This is a genomic window from Novipirellula herctigrandis (assembly GCA_007859835.1).
Classification (GTDB): Bacteria; Planctomycetota; Planctomycetia; order Pirellulales; family Pirellulaceae; genus Novipirellula_A; species Novipirellula_A herctigrandis.
Map to the genome: position 1 here is coordinate 8,053,256 of SJPJ01000001.1, position 18,211 is coordinate 8,071,466.

Consider the following 18,211-nt stretch of genomic DNA (forward strand, 5'->3'; position numbering starts at 1 on the left):
CTCAATACGAATCGTTCTAACCTAGAAACAAAGAAGTCAGCTCGTGATCGTAGCCATTGATGGACCTGCCGGTGCCGGAAAAAGCAGTATCGCTCGTTTAGCCGCAAAACAATTGAAATACGAATTTCTCGATACTGGTGCGTTATATCGTGCTGTGACTTTGGCCGCTATTCGAGCTCAGATTGACTTTTCTGATGTCGGGCGGTTGGTTGAATTGGCCGAGAATGCCAAAATCGATTGGGATGGGGAGCACGTGTTTCTAAACGGTGATAATGTCTCGGTCGAAATTCGGACGCCGACCGTTACCGATGCAATTCGCTACTTGGCCGACCAACCCAAAGTACGCAGCCGATTGTCGGAACAACAACGACGTATCGCCGAGGGACGAAATATCGTTACCGAAGGACGTGACCAAGGTTGCGAGGTGTTTCCCGAAGCTGAGTGCAAGATCTTTCTGACCGCTTCACCAGAGGAACGGGCACAGCGCCGCTACGAACAATTGAAAAGCGAAGGACGCCATATTCCGGTCCATGAAATATTGATCGCTCAAAACAAACGCGATTTGGAGGACCGGATGCGTCCGGTTGGCCGTTTGCGAGCGGCCGAAGATGCCGTAATCCTGAATACCGATGGCATGTCGCCGCAAGATGTTCTTGAAACCGTTGTCAAAATCGCTCGCGAGCGTATCGAAACAAGTAGTGAGGCGACTTAGCCTCACTTGTGTCAGTCGGGGCACGTGTGGGCCGCCGGGGACACGCCCCGGTCGTGCCCTTGTAAAACCTTACGCGTGTTGCGTTTCGACGACGTCACCTTTTGGTTGGTTGATCGCTGCGAGTAATTCACCGAACCAAGTGCAGTTAATATTAAACGGTTTCCCACCCTTGATGCGCTCAAATTCGATTGCTCGCAGTTCGTCATTTTGCTCTTGATCCTCACCGATCACACCACCTTCACCGGCAAGTGCACACTCGACGGCCTTATTGGAACAGCGAGCGATTAACTCGATATCGGCCTTATTGGCCCGGGCGGCTCGGCTATAGTAACCACTCTTTTGAATGAGAGTCTTTTCTGCGCCGATCATATTGGCGAATTGCTTGCCAAACCATTTGCCTGGATTAACCGCATCGAGTTTGAAGTGCCCGAATGCATCCTTGGGAACTTTTTCGCCGCGTGATTCCATCTCTTGGACGATGGTATCCACACCCGCACCCTCGGAGATAAAGATGTTCACACAATCAATTTCATCCATTACCTTGCAAAGCCGCGCGGCTTCCTTTTCCAGATCAAAGTGCATCTCGGGAACATAGATCCCATGAACGTCTTTTCGTTCAAGACTGAGGCCCGTTTCAGGCAAGAAGTCGAGTTCGTTTAATCGCTCGCGATACTTTTCTGCTGTGGCGGCAGTCAACCACCCGCAGTTGCGTCCCATCACTTCGTGGACGATCAACATTCGCGGGTTGGCATTGTGCTCGGCTACGACGTTCTCAAAGAAACGGGCGCCTTGTTCGGCGGCAGTCCACGCGCCGAGGCTTTGCCGTATCGGGATCACATCGTTGTCGATTGTTTTCGGAAGTCCAACGACCGTCAAAGCATAGTCGTTCTTCGCCAAGAAAGCAGCCAAATCGGCCGCAGTCGTGTTTGTGTCGTCGCCACCAATCGTGTGCAATACGTCAACTCTATCGGTACGCAGTTGTTCAGCCGCGACTTCCAGTGGGTCTTGTCCGTCTGCGACCAAACCGCGTTTGACGCAATCCGCTACGTTGGTCAACTTAACACGGCTGTTTCCGATTGGGCTACCACCATGCTGATGTAGCACATTTGCTTTTTCGCGAACTGCGGAGGTAACCAAAAAGCTGTCACCCAGTAACAATCCTTTGTAACCAGATCGGTAGCATAGGATTTCGACTTCCGGCGCTTGCTCTGTATAACGCTCGATCAACGCTCCGATCGCCGAAGAAAGACAAGGGGCAAGTCCCCCAGCAGTAAGAATTCCAACTCGCTTGACTGACATTATTTTCGCTCCAACTAACGTGTTCGATGGGGTGCAAGAAAAGGTGGGAGGGGCCATCCACTGTCGTGGATTTTAAAATCATCTGCCCCAAAAATATCGCATATCCCTCGAGTCGTCGCGGGGGGGCGTGTGGGGAATTTTGCCAACACCGAGTGGCAACCGCCTCTTGATATGAGTCTCGTCCATGATCACCTCATGCAATGCCGCGGGCATGGAGTCACTTTTGGGGCAACGAGAAACATCACGCCCCATTAGCGGCATAAGATCCGACATTGGCAGGCCAGGCAACCAATGCCATAGGACGTTCCACGCGAGCTTGGACACGTTGCCGCACGCCAAAGACGTTGCTACTAGCGAGGAGTTTGATGAATAGCTGCGATGCAAATCAGCATTCTGCTACTTGTTTTTTGCCGCTTTTTCCTGCTCGCGTTCCAATTCGAGCTGTTGCTCCTTGGCAGCTTCCTGATGTTGTTCGGCGATCTCCTTTTCCCCCATCGCTTGATAACAAATTGCTAAAGATTCGTGCGCCTTGGGGGCAAGCGATTTGACCATCAACGCTCGTTCAAGATCGGGAACGGCCTCCGGATGTCGCTCAAGTTTCATCAGGATCTGGCCACGAGTTTCGAAGAAGTGCGGCGTTGGATTGGTCGTATTTTCGATCGCAGAATTCGCTATTTTCAGGGCCTGTTCCAATTGCGGGTCTTCGCGAGTAGCCAACGCGACGGCAAGGTTGTTCAAGATCGCACCACTTCGTGGCAACATTTCCGCAGCCAATTTCAGGTGCATCGTGCCCGACTCATAGTCGTCTTTGACAAGAGCAGCCGTCCCTTGAATGAAGTGAGCAATCCCGGGAGAAGTTCCTTTGACAAGCGCGTCACGAATTTTCTTTACCTCTGCATCATCGTCGCTGGCGGCAGCCAACACTCGATCGACAACCACGGTTAATACCCGAGGATTGTTCGGCGCATATTGAATCGCCAATTGCAGCATCTGTAACGACCGTAAGTCGTCTTTTGCGTCTCCGGTCGGCACTTGCTCAATATGGTTGACCCATGCAACAATCGCGTCACCCATCGCAACGCGAAGCACTTTCGCATCTTCGGGTTTCTTCGCCCGCGTAAGTGCCTTTTCCAGCGTCTGAACGGACTCCCTATGCCGATTAAGAAACAATTGGTTCTGGGCGACCGCCAAAGCGACGGCCATGTTTGTTGGTTCTTCTTCCCATAGTTTCATGACCGTACCAAGTGTTGCTTCGGCCAGCCGTTCTGACTGAGCCGTTTGGCCGAGTTGTCGTGAAATGGCAGCAGCCCGTAACCCTTGCATCGGTTGGATTTTGGCTAGATCCGTTAGCAGAGGAACTGCAGCGGCCGCCTTTTCTGTCGCGATTAAGTAGTCAGCGTATAGCCGTTTGATTTGAAAATCGTCGGGTGTCTCTTCATGCAACAGTTGAAGCAGTTGCCCCAATTCTGCCTGCTCCTCTGGTTCAAGTTCGGTCCACTTTCCACCGACAAATTTGTTTTGAAGCAACCACCGGGCAGCAGGTTGGTATTTTCGGCTATAAACCAAGCCGCGCATCATCTCGATCGCATCCTCGCGAGCGTCCTGTTCATCACGGGCAAGCGCTAACCGAAACACCAACTGCGTGTCATCGGGGCGTTCTTTGATCTGTCGACGAAGCACCAATTCGGCAGTCTCGTAATCATCGGCATCCCATGCCGCTTTGAACTGTTTTCCCATCAGATTGCTGCGCCATCGGTTTCCGTCGGAATAGGCGACAATGCCGGTGATCAACAACACCATCAACAGCACGAACGCAGGGATCGCCTTGGGAATTTGTTGAAGTGGAAGCGAAGCAACCCAGGCACGTATGAATTGGCCGATCCAACCGAACCACTGTATCGGATTAAAGTATCGTAGAATATTCATGTTTTACTCTGTTAGCTCATGGGCGGTGATCGTCGCTGCCGATGCAAACGATGATGGTTTGGTGGGATCGATCGACGCTTGCGGTAAAGGGGCCTGTTTTGACATCGCTGCGGCAACATTTTGGCGAGCCAACTCGAAACCTCTCCGAAGCTCTTTGAGTTTTTTGTTATCAAGCTTTCCAACCGAGACATACCAAAGTTGCACCATTACTAGGTCTTGTTGATCGACCACTCCGTACAAATCCAGACGGCTTAGGAATCGCGATCCGTAGGCACCAAGATTCGATGGCGCGGGACAAATGGTTCCGTCTTCGTAAACCGCTCCAAAAATCAAGTATCCATAGTTGCCGTCTTGGCGTTTAAACTTCGCCGACACGTACGATAGGTCTTCAGGTGATAAGTCATCAGGCGTTGTGTCATTCATTGTTTCTAACACATCAATCGTGTCGGTTTCAGTAGTCACATCGCCTTGGATCGCCTCATTGGAATTTGAGGTGGAATTGGTATCCACATCGGCCAGCAATTCCGTCGGCGTGGAACGGTCGATAGATGTATCGTCGGGCGCAAGCACATCGCGTTCGACCAATTGCCATTCCATTCCTTCGTAGCAGACACACAATTCGTGCCATCCGCTGTAAGTTTGGCTGACAACAAACTGAGCTAGATTTTCGCCGAATCGACATGTCCAGACGTCCGAGTTTTGACCAAGTCGTGGATTGGAACCGCCGCGAGTTTCAAGGTGTTCGTAAAACTCTAACGCACCAATTTCACCGTCGAGTAATTTCGCATCCGGTTTAAAAATGACGTTCTCCTTTAACAGGCTCGCCATCGGTGTCTCGATACTAGCGTTCGACGCCCGCATGCTAGCTCCTACCACCAAGATTGCTGACAAGCCAAGCATAGAAGCCCAAACAACTCGGTTGCCAAGAATCGGATCAAGTTTCTTTGAACTGAGCCAACTTTCGCGTCCACTCGATCGCATCGGTTCAACGGTGTCACGCGAATAGACGCCCCGCGAATAATCAATCCGGGAATCCGGGTCCGAAACAAAATAATCCCACACCCGAAGAATTGGATTAGAGGACATGTCGTTTCCAAGCATCGCTGCGGGATGCAAAACCGTGATGACTAACTGGTCAAACGACAACAGCATGAGGCCGGCAATTGCAAGCGAGATGTAGCCTACGACGTCATGACCGACGCCACTGGCCAGGTCGATTCCCCAGAAGTACTCGGCTACTGCGACCGTCGTGACACGGACAACGTTTCCCGCGATGGCCAAGATAACAGCAATCAGCAAATAGACCGGCGTCAACCAGAGTCGACGGCGGAAGTAGGCGATGATCACGGCGGCCAAAAAGGCGAGCGTAAAGACCGACTGTATTCCGCTACACGCTTCGGCAACAAACAATTCCCTGCCTGCTAACTGAATCACATTCCCTTGGACTGCATGCGTCACTCCGATGACGTCCAGCAGAACACTGGCTAACCGAGTTGTGACTCCCTGCAGTCGAATCACTAACATCTGGTCCAAGCCAACAGGCATCCTAAGTATCATCAGCAGCGGAACCGATAATCCGATGAGCGTTCGCTCAGCCGAGCCGGCCTGGGACCCAAAAAAGGCTATACCGATAAAGACAAAGGCAACCGCACCAAGCCAAGTGCTACTCATTGCTAAGCTTGAAAAGACCATCATTGCCGCAAATAACAACACGATCCACATCGACAAGCTCTGTGGCCCTCGGATGGGTTGCTCGCGATCAATTCTCGAATACGCCATTGCTGCAACGGCGAGCAGCGCGAATGGGAAGTACTGGTAATGTTCCAAACGCCACATTCCCACGAAGTAGGGAATCAACATGGGCAGCGAAACAACCGTAAGCGAACCCCAGAACCAAGCCCAAGGTGAAGACATCTTCGAAAAGGTTTTCGATATCCCTGAATCAGCTGAGTTTGGAGAATCAGTCAGAGTGCTAGACATGGGAGGCAAGGGGGATAGGGGGCAGAATCTTTTGAACTAACGTTGTCGCATCGCCCCATTCCTTCAGGACATTATCCGCCGAGAGCTAATGCTCTCGGCGATTCATTAATGGTGACAGCCAAAGACCGAGCAGTTCACTACTCTTCGCTTCGAACGACTTCTGCCGCTCGCGGTTTTCGCATCGAGACACCGCGACCTTCGATGACCATTGGCGTTTTCGAATCTTTGTTACTGCGCCGGTGGCTCTTTCCGTCGCCCGATTTTCGGCGATGGTATCGACCGGTGTAATGACCGTATCGATAATATCCGTAGCCTTTGTAACCATCGCTCGAACCGGATTCGTCAGAATTGTTGATCACGACGCCGAGCAAGTTTCCGCCCACGGCACGCAAAATGTTAACGGACTCTTTTGCGTTTGGCTTACTCTTGCGGCGAATTCGCAATGTCATCACGACGCCGTCGACCAAACTAGCGACAATACTAGGGTCGGTCACAACCAATAGTGGCGGGGTGTCGAGCACAATGTAATCGTACTCTTCACGGAGCAGGTCTAGTAATTCACCCATCTCAGGCAAGGTTAATGCCTCGGCTGGGTTGGCAGGAATGGGGCCACTTGGCATTACGTGCAGCGTCGGCACGGGTGTGTCGTGACACGCATCACTCGGATCACAATCACCATTGAGCACATTGGTCAGGCCCATTTGATCCTGCATCACAAAGTTGTCGGTCAATTGAGGGCGACGAAGGTCACCATCAATCGCTAAGACTCGTTTACCACTTTGTGCAATCGATACCGCCAAGTTTCCTGCGACGGTCGTTTTCCCATCACCCGGAAGCGGGCTGGTAACTTGGATTACCTTTCCACCTTCAATGGAAGCGGTATCGAAAAAGACGGCTGTTCGGCAGGACCGGATCGCCTCCGCTGCGACAGACGCAGGGTGATGCAATACCGCTAACGAATTGTCGAGGCTTTGATAAACGTCCTCTTCTCCTTGCTTGACTCTCTTTGGACGAGCCTTGAAGAAGGGCACGTGAGTTAGAACAGGAGCGCCGAGCATTTCTGAAATTTCATCGGGGTCGCGGAATGTGTTCGCGTTCTTTTCTAATAGCAATGACAAGCCTGAGCCCAGGGCCAATCCGAGGAAGATCCCGATCCCGAGACACTTGATGATCATTGGGCTAATGAGGTAGGCCATTGATGGGGCCGTTAGTTCGACGACGCGTGTGCCACCGCTTTCTTCGGTCAAACTGACACGAGCCATTTGCTCCTCGAGTTGGCTCATTAATTCATGATTACGCTCGATTTCGCGAAGCATGCCCGCGTCATCTTGTTCGAATTTTGCCAACTTAATGGCCGCGATTTTCTCATCCTCGATTTGCTTTTCCAGCTCATTAATTTGGGCGCCGACCAAGTTGACTTCCGCTTCTGCGGCAACAAGAATCGCGTCGACTGCTTCTTGGGCTTCTTGGGCTGGGTCGGACAACTCGATTTGGTTTTCCGCTCGCAATTCCAACACACGACTAATTTGCTCCGTGACAATGCGTTGCAATTCCTCCTTCATCATGGACAATTCTTTGTCTAAGTCGCGAACCGTTGGATGTTCGGCACCGAATTGGCTGGCCAATTTACTTCGCTCGATGAACAAAGGAACCAATTGCTCGTCAATCTGCAATTGTCCAAGCTTCGTGTCTTCGGCTTCTAAGTGTTTCGCTGCTTGCTCGGAACTGTAGGGAAGGTTTACGCGAATGTTGAACAGTTGGCTGATCACGTTCAACGAGATCCGCGGGTCCTCTGTTTGGCCGGAAATGGATTTTACAGCAGCCAACAGCACTGCTTTTTGCCGCATTTGCTCTACTAGCTCACTTCTTCGTCCAACCAAAAACAATTGCCGTTCGCGGTGAGGATTGATCGCAGCACCATCCGCGTTCCAAACCAACGGGGCATCCCGGCGGAAATCTCGGTACTGACGTTCCAGTTCGGACATCTTCGGGTGTAATTGTTCAATCGCAACGGAAATCAAGCGAATGAGATCGCCACGCGAATTCTTGTGACGCTCATTAAAGAATTTTTGTAGTGCATCGCTAAACGACTTCACCGCGGCTTCCGCAAGCTCGGGGTCAGTGTGTTGGAATCGAAGCACCGCCACTAGTGATTGAGCGGACCGGACATCTTGGATCTCCGACTCCAACTCCATCGATTTCTGGGCCACCGAGATGAAGTTCGAAACATTCCCTTCAAACTCCTCGTGGAAAGGGACCATTCGAGGATCTTGGAAAGTCATCGCGACAACACGGTCACTGAACAATTGAGATTCCAAAATCTCGATGCTAGGAACGCCGCCGACCAAGTCACCGGTCATCGTGTCAAGAATCGCTGGCTGATCGGATTCGACCATCAAACGAGTTGCCGATTCGTAGGTCTCTGGCATTTTCAAAAACACCAAAAAGCCAATGACCGCACCGGCAATTGCGGACAAAATGACGGCCCAGCGGTATCGCCAGAGGGCAGCCAGAAGGTCAGGTGAGTTGTTGCCACCGGCACTACTGGGATCGCCCATTGCAAAATCCGAACCAGCAATTCCTGGGGTCTTAGAGTACGCGAGTCCGCGATCAGTCGATGAATTCATATTCAGGAAAAGTCACAAGGAGGAATATCTGTGTGGAAAACGTTGCAAACGGCCGCGTCAGCTCATTTTTACCTGGCATCTCAAAATCGTCCACTGTTAAAACTGGCTTAATAACACCCAATTGGGGTATTAAGCCTGCACCGGGACTAGCCGCACAGGTCTAACGACATGGACATGTGCTTCATAGTTTACCGATTGAGCCCCCCATGGACTAGGAAAAGAGGGCCTAGATTCGCAGTTTTGAAGTTGAAACGCCGCAGAACCGATCCAATCGAATCAATCGGGTAGGCTGGGGGATCTCTGCCGCTCCGATTATCGGTCCCAGGACAAAGCTTCGTCGGTCCGGTAACATTGTCTGGCTGCCTGCCCCCGCCATTTTCCTTCCTTCCAAATTGACCCTGCCTTTCTTGGATTTCCCATGAAACCATCCCCCCGTATCGGGTTTTATCTCGCTGCTGTGTTTCTGATGTCTTGTTTTGTTGGGCAAAAAACCGGTTGGGCCCAACCGCATCGGTCCCTTCCCCTGGCTGGGCGAATCGATGGTCTTGGCGTGAATATTCACTTCACTGACCCACAGCCGGGCGAGATGCAGATGCTTGCCGCCGGCGGTGTTCGTTGGGTGCGGATGGATTTTGGATGGAGTGCGACAGAACGCGTGCGGGGAGAGTACGATTTTTCCGCTTACGATCGACTCATTGCTGAACTACAAAAGCATCATCTTCGATGCCTTTTCATTCTGGACTACAGCAATCCGTTGTACGAGGCAGATCGATCGGTTGCGACGGAAGCAGGACGGCAAGCCTATGCGAGGTGGGCCGGAGCTGCGGCCAAGCACTTTCAAGGTCGTGGAATTTTGTGGGAAATTTGGAATGAACCGAATATTAGCGGCTTCTGGAGCCCCACACCCGACATTGAACAATACACGGCGATGGCGCTAGCTGCATCGCGAGCGATTCACCATGCGGCTCCGGACGAAGCAATTATCGGACCTGCCACTTCCACCATTGATATCGCATTCTTGAAAGGCTGTTTTGACGCGGGACTGCTTGAGCTGTGGGATGCCGTTTCCGTTCATCCCTACCGACGCTCCGGCCCCGAAACGGCGGCATTGGAGTACCACAAGTTAAGGCAGCTGATCAAACAATATGCTCCGAATGGCAAGGAGATTCCGATCGTATCGGGCGAATGGGGCTACTCCTCGGCGTGGAACGGTTTCGATACCAAAAGCCAGGGAAAGTTGCTCTCGCGGCAATGGCTCACCAATCTTTCCAACCAAATCCCCGTTTCCATCTGGTATGACTGGCACGATGACGGCCGTGACGAACACGAACCGGAACATCATTTCGGATCCGTCGCGCATGAATATCATGAAACGCGAAATCCCGTCTATGATCCCAAGCCGGCCTATTTGGCCGCTAAGACCTTAACATCGACATTGGACGGGTTTCGTTTTACAAAACGAATCGCGACGGGCAATCCAGATGACTATGCGCTGTTGTTCACCAGCGATACGCAGCGATGCTTAGTCTTATGGACCGTCTCTGCGGACGCTCACGAAATCGTGCTCCCGGCAAGCACGTGCACGTTTGACGCCAAATCCCATACGGGGGAAAGGCTTGAGATTGTCTCGGCACATTCCAACTCGTTGACCGTGACTATCTCCGACTCGCCACAATTTTTGATCACGAGCGGGCCAAACGAAAAATTGGATCTTGCTCCAAACGCTCGTGACCTGCGTGCGACTGTGACGCCAGTACTCGGCAAAGTGCTTTCCGTTCAGGTGGCCAACCTCAGCGACGCCGATTTTCAAGGAACCGTGCGGCTAGTTGATGCAGAGGGAATCGAACCGAACCGCTATGAACAAACCTTGGACATGGCAGCTGATGAAACCGAGCGGGCCATCCGATTCGAACTACGCACAAATCCGACTCAGCAGTACCGGGTTGGACTTCGGATCGAAGATCAGACTGGACAAGTGATGTTCCATATGCCAGCACGGCGTTTCGTTTTCCTTGCAAATAGGCTGCTCGATAACTGCCATGTTGTCAAAGACGGTGACCCTAACGTTCCATCGGACTTTACGATTGAGATAGCCGCTGCGCCCCAGACGTTGTCAAAATCCGATGCGAAGGTGATGAAAATCAAGTATGACTTTGGGGACGGATGGAAGTTCATGCGAGTAGTCCCACGGAATCCCCCCGAAATCGAAGGCAAACCAACCGGTTTTGGGTTTTGGATTTATGGCGACAGCCAGGGAACCAGCCCGCGATTGAGAGTCCGAGATTCGACGAATCAAACTTGGCAGCCCAGCGGTCACGAGATCGACTGGACCGGATGGCGCTACATCGAATTTCCGCTGAATCGCGACAGTGGGCATTGGGGAGGTGCCGAAGATCATCGCGTTCATGAACCTTTGGTGTGGGATTCTCTCTTTCTGCTTGACAACCCAACCCGGAAGCCAAATCGAGGAACGATATTCATCGCATCGCCAATCGTTTTATACTAGCGGCCGTTTGTCGACCAAATGTTAGCAATTGGACTGAGTCGTTCCAAATACTTGTCTTTCCCAACAATCGCCGTCCCTTTCCGCCGCGACTCAATGCTTCCAACGAAAACGCAGCATCAAGCTGCTTCTCTTGTGGTGATAACAAACGCCAAGATTGCGGCAAAGGCTGCCAGGAGAAGTAGCACCAACGTTACCTGCCAAAAATAGAGTCTAAGCTTCAAATCGAAGTCGAGGTCAAGCTCAAGCGGTGCGTTCTCTGCGACTTGCACGCTACGGCTAAAGGTATAGACGGAACCTTCCTCTGGCAGACTGATAAGGATGGCCTGAGACGCAGGTTCGGTCGTGTGTTGATGTTGGACAAGGCGGCCTGCGATCCGCCCGAGAATGGCGTTATCTTCGGTCGTGTTTCCTCGCAGCAGTTGACTTAGCTGTTGAGGCCGGAAATTCAGTTGATCTTGTTGTAGGATCGGATTGTCAGCGGCAGCTTCCCGGAGTTGTTGGTTCTCAACTAAGGCGGCGTCGCTTGGGCTATTGTCCAGATACAGACGTTGGCGGCGCGTATTCAAACCCACAATCGCTTGCTGCGTTTGTAGATTTTCCAACTGCACGCGAGCGTCTTCATTCGAGGCGGCGTCGAGGGCATATTGATTGGCGACGCTGTTGAGCGCCCATCGAGCCTTCGTTTGCTCACCGGCTTGGAGAAGCTGATTCGCTTGTTCCAATAACTGTGCCGCTTGTTGTGCTTGAACTTGTCGTTTGCCGGTCACCTTTGACAGGTAAGATTTACGGTCATAGTTTTCTTGATTCGTTTGACTCGTCAATTCGAGATTTCCATCGTTGTCGGTCAGTTCATAGCCTTTGGGAGCGATGACGTTCCATTGGATGTTCTCCAATGGAACATTCAGCTCAGGGCTATTTAGCGTCAAATTGCTCAAGCGATCGCCAGTGACCGAATAGACAAAGCGGACCTTTGCGGAACGGTCGTCGATACCGGGTAGAATGTTGAATTGCCATGCATTCACGGTACCGCCTTGGCGAATCGAGTTCACACTTTCGCCGTTGACAAAGATGCTGAACAACTCGCCGCCTTCGGGCAAACCGACGCTCAGGCTACTACGCTGGATCACTTCGATCGTCACATCGACCGCGGTTAGCTGATCACCGGTTGGCGACAAAACAGTGGTCAAGGAACCTTCGGCGACTCGGAGCTTCAGTGCATCAGCCAATGAATGGCGTTTAGCGTGGATGGTCAGAGCACTATCGGGCTCGACGGCGCGCAGAGTGAATACCGGGGCGTTTCGGTTTTCCGCTTCACGAAGCGACGGGGGAACCGAACTCCAATCGATCTGTTGCCAACCGTCTGCGAGCGAATCGTGTTCTAGTTCGAGGCGACCTCCAGCGCGGATACCAAAGTAATATGAAAGTTGGCGTGTCTCAGGGAATTCGGCTGGGCTTAGCGTTTCACTATCATTCTCGCGATCCCCACGGCGTTCGTATTCAATCCGGAATTGTATTTTGCCCACAACGCGGCGTTTGAATCGTACTTCCCAGATGTTTGAGTCCTGTCCTTCGCGGACAAAATCGCTCACTGTATTTCCGCTGGCTCGAAGCGTTTTGATTTCCTCTTGGTCCGTAATTGGCAAGGCAACTTTGAGTGTACGAATCGAGGCGTTCTGGACATTGAAATTTGCGATTAATGCCGTTCGGGTCTGGCCTTCGCGCAAGGTGACTTCGTGCAGCACTTGGCCGGTCACCCAAGGGGCAAGTTTCTCAATGCCGAGAACCAAGTTCCAATCACGTTGCAGCAACCGGAACGCGAGCGAGCCTTGTGCTTCGCCTCCCATGTTGCGTGGATCTGTCTCCGATACGTTCTGCCGAGACACTGTTCTCAAGCGGATTCCTGTGGTTGGCCTTACAACCAACTCACCGGTTTGTCGCGTTGCTTCTTGTAACTCAAAATGTGGAATTTCCCAATCGGCAACATCGGTTGGAGATGGGCCGGACAGTGTCAGCGAGAAACTTTGCGTGCCGAGTGTCTTGCCGTTGAGGTGAAGAATGATTTGCCGTTCTTCGCCCTCTGATAGTTCTGCCCAATGATGAAGTGCGGCGCCCGTAAGCGACTCGACTTCAAGTCCCGGCGGCAATGGAAAACTCAGTTGGAACAAGCCGGCACGCGAGATTTCCGCTGTGAAATTGACGCCCAACACGACACGTTCGTCACCAAGTGAAAGCACTTGTTTGCTTATCACCCGCACTTCCGAGTCGACCGGCGCCACTCGCACGGCTACTTCACCACCGTCGGCACCATAGCGATAGACACGATGCAATACGGCCTGCTTGTTAGAAATTAAATTGGCGTCAAAGTCACCGAGATTGACGGCCGACATTTGCTGCGGTTCTGACTTCTCCGGTTGGGCTTCCGGACCGAAAGCGATCGCCACCAAACCGACTTCACCATTTGCCTCAGCGACCTTCAGTGGCGCCAAATTGACATCCGCTGGCAGTGGATCGAGGCCACGTTGTGTTTCGACCACGATAGCGAAAGCCTGAGATTGTGCCGGTTCGATCTCTAGTTTTAAACGTCCGCTATCGGCATCGAACTGCCAAGAACCGACGGGGCCACTAACCGCACTTACTGTTAGCCCCTGGGGAACCACGACATTTAATTCACTCACTTGACCTTGCGAGGTCCGGATATTCAGTTGATGACGTCCATCGACAACACCGGGGCCTGGTAAATATAGGTTGGAAGCTTCCACGAAGAATTGTGTTTCCTCGGCGGTCACGTCGCGGGCTTTCGGCTTGAGAAAAAGAGTCGCGTTTCCAGGACCAAGAAGTACGTTTGCCTTAGTCGTGTCGGCGGCTGCTTGGAGCGTTTCAACACGGACAGCGGTCGGGCTCAATACATCCCATCCGGCTTCGTCATAGCTGAGTTCGATTTCTTGTAGCGAAGCGGCTCCTGTGAGCACGGGCATCCCTTCGGTCGGATTGAGTGCTTCTAATTGAAACTCAAAGCTTGCCTCGTAATCAACGGTTTCGATAGCTGAATTCGCTTCATCCGCTATCGATACCGCGTCTTCGTCAATAGGAATATTGATGATGTAACTCAAACCTTCCTCTGCCACGTCTCTCTTGGTCAGACGCAATCCTTCTCCTTCAAAACGAGTTAATACCGCTGGTGCTCTCAAAAGCAAGAATCGGTCGCCCGGTTGCCCAGACAGCGTGATCGTTCCGCCTGCGCTAAGACGAGAATGTTGATGCGAAACTTGCCACTGCTGCTTGATCGAATCGGCGGCTTCGAAACCGCTCGGAACCGCTGCTAAGCAGGCGCCAGAAGACGATAACAAGAGAGCAATCAGAACAATCGCTGAGGTAACAGCACCCGCTTTCTCTGTCGGAACCGAGTCTTTCATTTTCTTTTCCTCCTTACGTTGCTCTTTAAGGTTGTCCAACCATCTCCGAAAGCGTCCTTTCCATTCCCATGCTGCGGGGATGAAAAACAGAATCAAAACGGCAAGGGCCAGCAATGCGAAAAACCACGGAGCTCCATCGCCCTGATACAACACCCCCAAAGCAATGAGAAGAATGGCACCGAACCGCATTAGCATGCGTAGCCACGACTCGCCTTTGGTGAACGACCATGCGATCGTGCCAACGCCGGCAAGGAACGCAATCAGGCCCAGCCACGACAGGTTGATTCGCCACAGCGGAACGTTTTTTACCTGTAATTCAATCGTTTCGCCTGACGATAGAATGGGCACACTTAGTTGCAACGGTTGAGGTGACCCCGTTTGCGAAAGAGCTGTCGAAGCGGCCGAAAGTGAAAATCCGATGGCAATTGCAAAACTTAGCAAACCAGCGCCACGGATGAATCCCGTTTGCCCGCTACTCCAGACTCCGATTCCAATGAACAAACAGATTAGCAGGAGATAGAGAATTCCATGTTTGGCCACCCAGTTATATCCAGAAGGCCTAACCACTGGGACGGGCGGCGCGACCGTTCCACCATTTGGAACAAGCACGTGTTTTTCATCTCCTACAATATTCCATTGGGTTTTTAGGACCGGCGCAAAGATGATTGGCAACGCCAATTCCGGGCGGGATTCCTTGACTGTCGGTTTGCCCAAACGCAGACGAACCTCGACCGGAATGTTGGGATCCGTTCCGCCCGGTAAGGGAATCAAGGTGGCATCATCTGCTTGCCGCGCTGTGACGGGTTGACCGTCAACAGAAATTTCCCAAAGACGTACGGGGGCTTCCGGCAGTTCCAGTTTGAGTGTTCGTTGTCCACGCGATTTGACGAAATAGATCACTTCGGTCACCAATTCCCCGTCCTTTGAAACACGGCTGTTGGCTTCCGAGAACTCGACGACTTGTGCCACCATCGTGCCTGGTTGGAACCACTTCACATTCAGATTTAAGTCGAACGGGCGTTCGGTGTATTGCCACGTGCCAAGCGGCGGTGCAGTGCTAAGCAAACGCAGTTCAGCGGGCAATTCAAGTGGATCTAGTTCCAACATGTCATCCGAGACTGAGGCGGTATTGATTTCCACCTGCATCGGACTGACCACCTGGATATATCCACGTTCGCCCTGGACGCCGATCGGAGCAATCTGGCCCGCCTGGAACGAGCTTTTCGTCTTGCTCGGCTTTTCTTCAAAGGTCACCAATAGCGTGTACGGTCCCATCACCGGTTGGTGCAGTGAAACGATCAACGTGTCCCCTTCTCGGCGCCAAGTACGGACGTCGCGGCCATCGACCATCACATTGCCCAACGTTTCGGGAACAGCAATTTTCCATTCGGAAACAGGCGATCCGGTGACGAAGTAATTGATCAACGCGCTGCCATAAACCGTTTCTTCGCTCAATGAATACAAGTGAAACACGTCCGATTGTACGCTTCGGTCGAGCAGTTCGATATGCAACGTCGCCGCCCAATCAGGTTCGCGAATGCGAAAGGCTTGTTGCAGATTGGCCGAGGGTTTTGGGAAGTAGGACAATGGTTTTTCAACCAAAAGTTCCGTCTGGTCAATTGCAATCCGATATCCCGGTGCACCGATAATTCCGATGTCGCCACGCACGGTTTTTGCTTCTGGAAACTCGATCCGCGGCAGAACCCAATCTTCTTCGACCGCCGCTTTGCTTTTCTCTAAGTGCAACGAAACCAATTGACGTCCGTCAACGTCGTCGCCAAAGATGACTTTCAAGTTACGGAGGTCGTTAGAGGCTTCCGAAGCCGCGATATAATCCGCAACACTTGCGCCTGTGACGGACACGACCGAATAGTCGGACGGAATCAGGATGTCCCACTCCCGAATGGGCGCCTCGCGAATGTCCATCTCAATGTCCGCCTTGATCACACGATCGGTCTCGGCGACTTCATACAGGACAAGTTCGGAAATGTTGACTTCCGGTTGGATTCGATCCGCGGCCACGGTAAATGCATATTGTGAAGCTGGAAAACGATAGACAAACATTTGCCGAGCTTCGATCGGCTCGGCGGGAAACTGGTCGGGTGCCAATTGGGTCAATCCCGTTAGGCCAGTGGGTTCGAGACGGACCGATCCCAAATTGGTTAGCCGAAGATATCCGGAGTGCCGAATTGCACCAATAGGATCTAATCGCAGGCCATCGACACGCACTGGAAATGCGCCAAGCGGTGTCTGACTGCGAACCTTAATCTGACTCTCGCCATCGATTGCCCGGCTGAGCTTTAGGTCCAATTGGCGATTGTCTCCCTTTCCGCTGACCTGCCAAGAGACAATGTTTTTGCCCTGGACGTCAAGGATTTCTCCAGGGCCGTGCAGCAAAATGCTGAGAGATTCTAGTTCTCCCTGAAGAACCTGGTAATCGATTTGGTGGTCTTGACGCAGCAAACCCGCGCCAGCTCTTGCCTCGATGTGGGCGGTGGTCGTAAAAAATAGCTTTCCTTCGCCTGCTTTGCGAGCGGTTTTCCACTGCAATTTGGCGTGGCCGGTTGCAGGCAAAAATCCTAACCACATTTCATTGTCGCGCAGCGGCACGACGGATTCCTGGTCACGATGGAACTCAAGATCCGAATCCAATCCGCGGATGGTTATCGGTACCACGGCGCTAGCGCCAATGGTGAAATCCATGCTGTGGCCGATCACATCCGACGTGACCAAGGTGGCGACAAAATTGAGCGTCACGGGATAGGTGCCCTCGTCGGCAAAGACAAGTTTATAGACGGGGTGTTCGGTGTCCGTCGTAAGCCGCAATCGATAGCTGGCATCCATTGGTACTTCGCTGATGGCCGCGTTGCCCGAAAGAACGATGACTTCCGCATTGGCCTCGGTGACATGGGCGGTGCTACGAAGTTGGAACAGAATCGACTTGCCGTTGGGATGCAATTCGCCTGCTAACGTGGTGTCGACGAGTTCAACCGCAGCAGGTGCTGTACCGTCACGATTCAGCGAAAGCTTGATCAACCCACCTGTGGCGGTTTGGAAACGGTCTACTGTGTTTCCCGTGTTCGCGGCATCCGATTCCAGTGGAGCAAATCCCTCTACGGCAGCAATCGTTCTCTCCACACCTGGGGCGTAATTCACATTCATGATCGAATTGAAACCAACCGAGTCGGCCGGCGTGAGATGGGACAAATCAATCACAACGGGAAGGCTTTGCTTTTCGGATTGCGTCTTGATTTCGACTTCCAAGTCAGTGCCGTTTTCGTTCACATGCAGGTCAATGAAACGCTCGGCACCTTCTTGTCGAACGGACCATGAACGCAGGCTGTCACCTGCAGCTTGGATGTCGGTGACTTCGGCATTACCGGTAAACCCAAGGCTCAGGGTTTTGGCATTACCTTGGATCACCTTGATTGACAGTTGAATGGCTTGCTCGATACGTTCAGCGCCGACTTGTACATTGGCGTTGGCTGTTGCGGTGTAGAAAACGGGCGGTTCGGGCAAATGTCCCCGCGCTTCGACAATGATTGTCCCAGTGCCATCTTCGCCGATGGAGCTGTTGATGCTGGCTCGCTCGGATTCCTCTTGAGCCTGACATGGAAAACTCGTCAAGCTGATGAATCCGAATAAACTCAGTGACGCAAAACAGAAGAACACATTTTTGAACATCGGAGCTGCTTTCGTAGTCATGACAGTATGTTCCTAGGAGTCGATTGCTATATGCGGAATTTCC

General features: G+C 52.3%; 7 protein-coding genes. 2 read left to right on the plus strand and 5 right to left on the minus strand.

Going from position 1 to position 18,211, the window contains the following annotated elements; genetic code table 11:
• Positions 1-43 precede the first annotated feature (43 nt).
• On the plus strand, positions 44-712 hold the full coding sequence (gene cmk, locus CA13_RS29320; protein ID WP_146402718.1) for a (d)CMP kinase: 669 nt from the start codon (positions 44-46) through the stop codon (positions 710-712).
• Between the two features lie 69 nt (positions 713-781).
• On the opposite strand, the gene CA13_RS29325 is transcribed toward cmk, so the two are convergent.
• The 4 genes from CA13_RS29325 to CA13_RS29340 all read right to left on the minus strand — a co-directional run bounded on the left by CA13_RS29325 (position 782) and on the right by CA13_RS29340 (position 8,544).
• Entirely contained in the window at positions 782-2,011 is a 1,230-nt protein-coding gene (locus tag CA13_RS29325) for a pyrophosphate--fructose-6-phosphate 1-phosphotransferase (protein ID WP_146402720.1), read from the minus strand.
• Between the two features lie 396 nt (positions 2,012-2,407).
• The gene (locus CA13_RS29330; RefSeq protein WP_419194978.1) at positions 2,408-3,937 is read right to left on the minus strand and encodes a tetratricopeptide repeat protein; all 1,530 of its coding nucleotides are present in this window, start codon (positions 3,935-3,937) and stop codon (positions 2,408-2,410) included.
• Positions 3,938-3,940: 3 nt separating this feature from the next.
• Positions 3,941-5,851, minus strand: a complete 1,911-nt coding sequence (xrtU, locus tag CA13_RS29335; protein WP_419194979.1) for an exosortase U — start codon at positions 5,849-5,851, stop codon at positions 3,941-3,943.
• A 203-nt stretch (positions 5,852-6,054) separates the two neighbouring features.
• Positions 6,055-8,544, minus strand: coding sequence for a polysaccharide biosynthesis tyrosine autokinase (locus CA13_RS29340; protein ID WP_146402724.1), 2,490 nt, complete (start codon positions 8,542-8,544; stop codon positions 6,055-6,057).
• 418 nt (positions 8,545-8,962) lie between these two features.
• Here CA13_RS29340 and CA13_RS29345 point away from each other — a divergent pair, with 418 nt between their 5' ends.
• A complete protein-coding gene (locus CA13_RS29345) occupies positions 8,963-11,050 on the plus strand; it encodes a cellulase family glycosylhydrolase (RefSeq protein ID WP_146402726.1) in 2,088 nt (695 codons plus the stop codon).
• A 116-nt stretch (positions 11,051-11,166) separates the two neighbouring features.
• On the opposite strand, the gene CA13_RS29350 is transcribed toward CA13_RS29345, so the two are convergent.
• Positions 11,167-18,168: a hypothetical protein gene (locus tag CA13_RS29350; protein ID WP_419194980.1), complete on the minus strand. Its 7,002-nt coding sequence runs from the start codon at positions 18,166-18,168 to the stop codon at positions 11,167-11,169.
• Positions 18,169-18,211: the final 43 nt, after the last annotated feature.

Bases quoted from the DNA above. Each gene is read 5' to 3' on its own strand.
- CA13_RS29325 (WP_146402720.1), bottom strand. From the start codon at position 2,011: ATGTCAGTCAAGCGAGTTGGAATTCTTACTGCTGGGGGACTTGCCCCT.
- CA13_RS29330 (WP_419194978.1), bottom strand. From the start codon at position 3,937: ATGAATATTCTACGATACTTTAATCCGATACAGTGGTTCGGTTGGATC.
- xrtU (WP_419194979.1), bottom strand. From the start codon at position 5,851: ATGTCTTCACCTTGGGCTTGGTTCTGGGGTTCGCTTACGGTTGTTTCG.
- CA13_RS29340 (WP_146402724.1), bottom strand. From the start codon at position 8,544: ATGAATTCATCGACTGATCGCGGACTCGCGTACTCTAAGACCCCAGGA.
- CA13_RS29345 (WP_146402726.1), top strand. From the start codon at position 8,963: ATGAAACCATCCCCCCGTATCGGGTTTTATCTCGCTGCTGTGTTTCTG.
- CA13_RS29350 (WP_419194980.1), bottom strand. From the start codon at position 18,168: ATGACTACGAAAGCAGCTCCGATGTTCAAAAATGTGTTCTTCTGTTTT.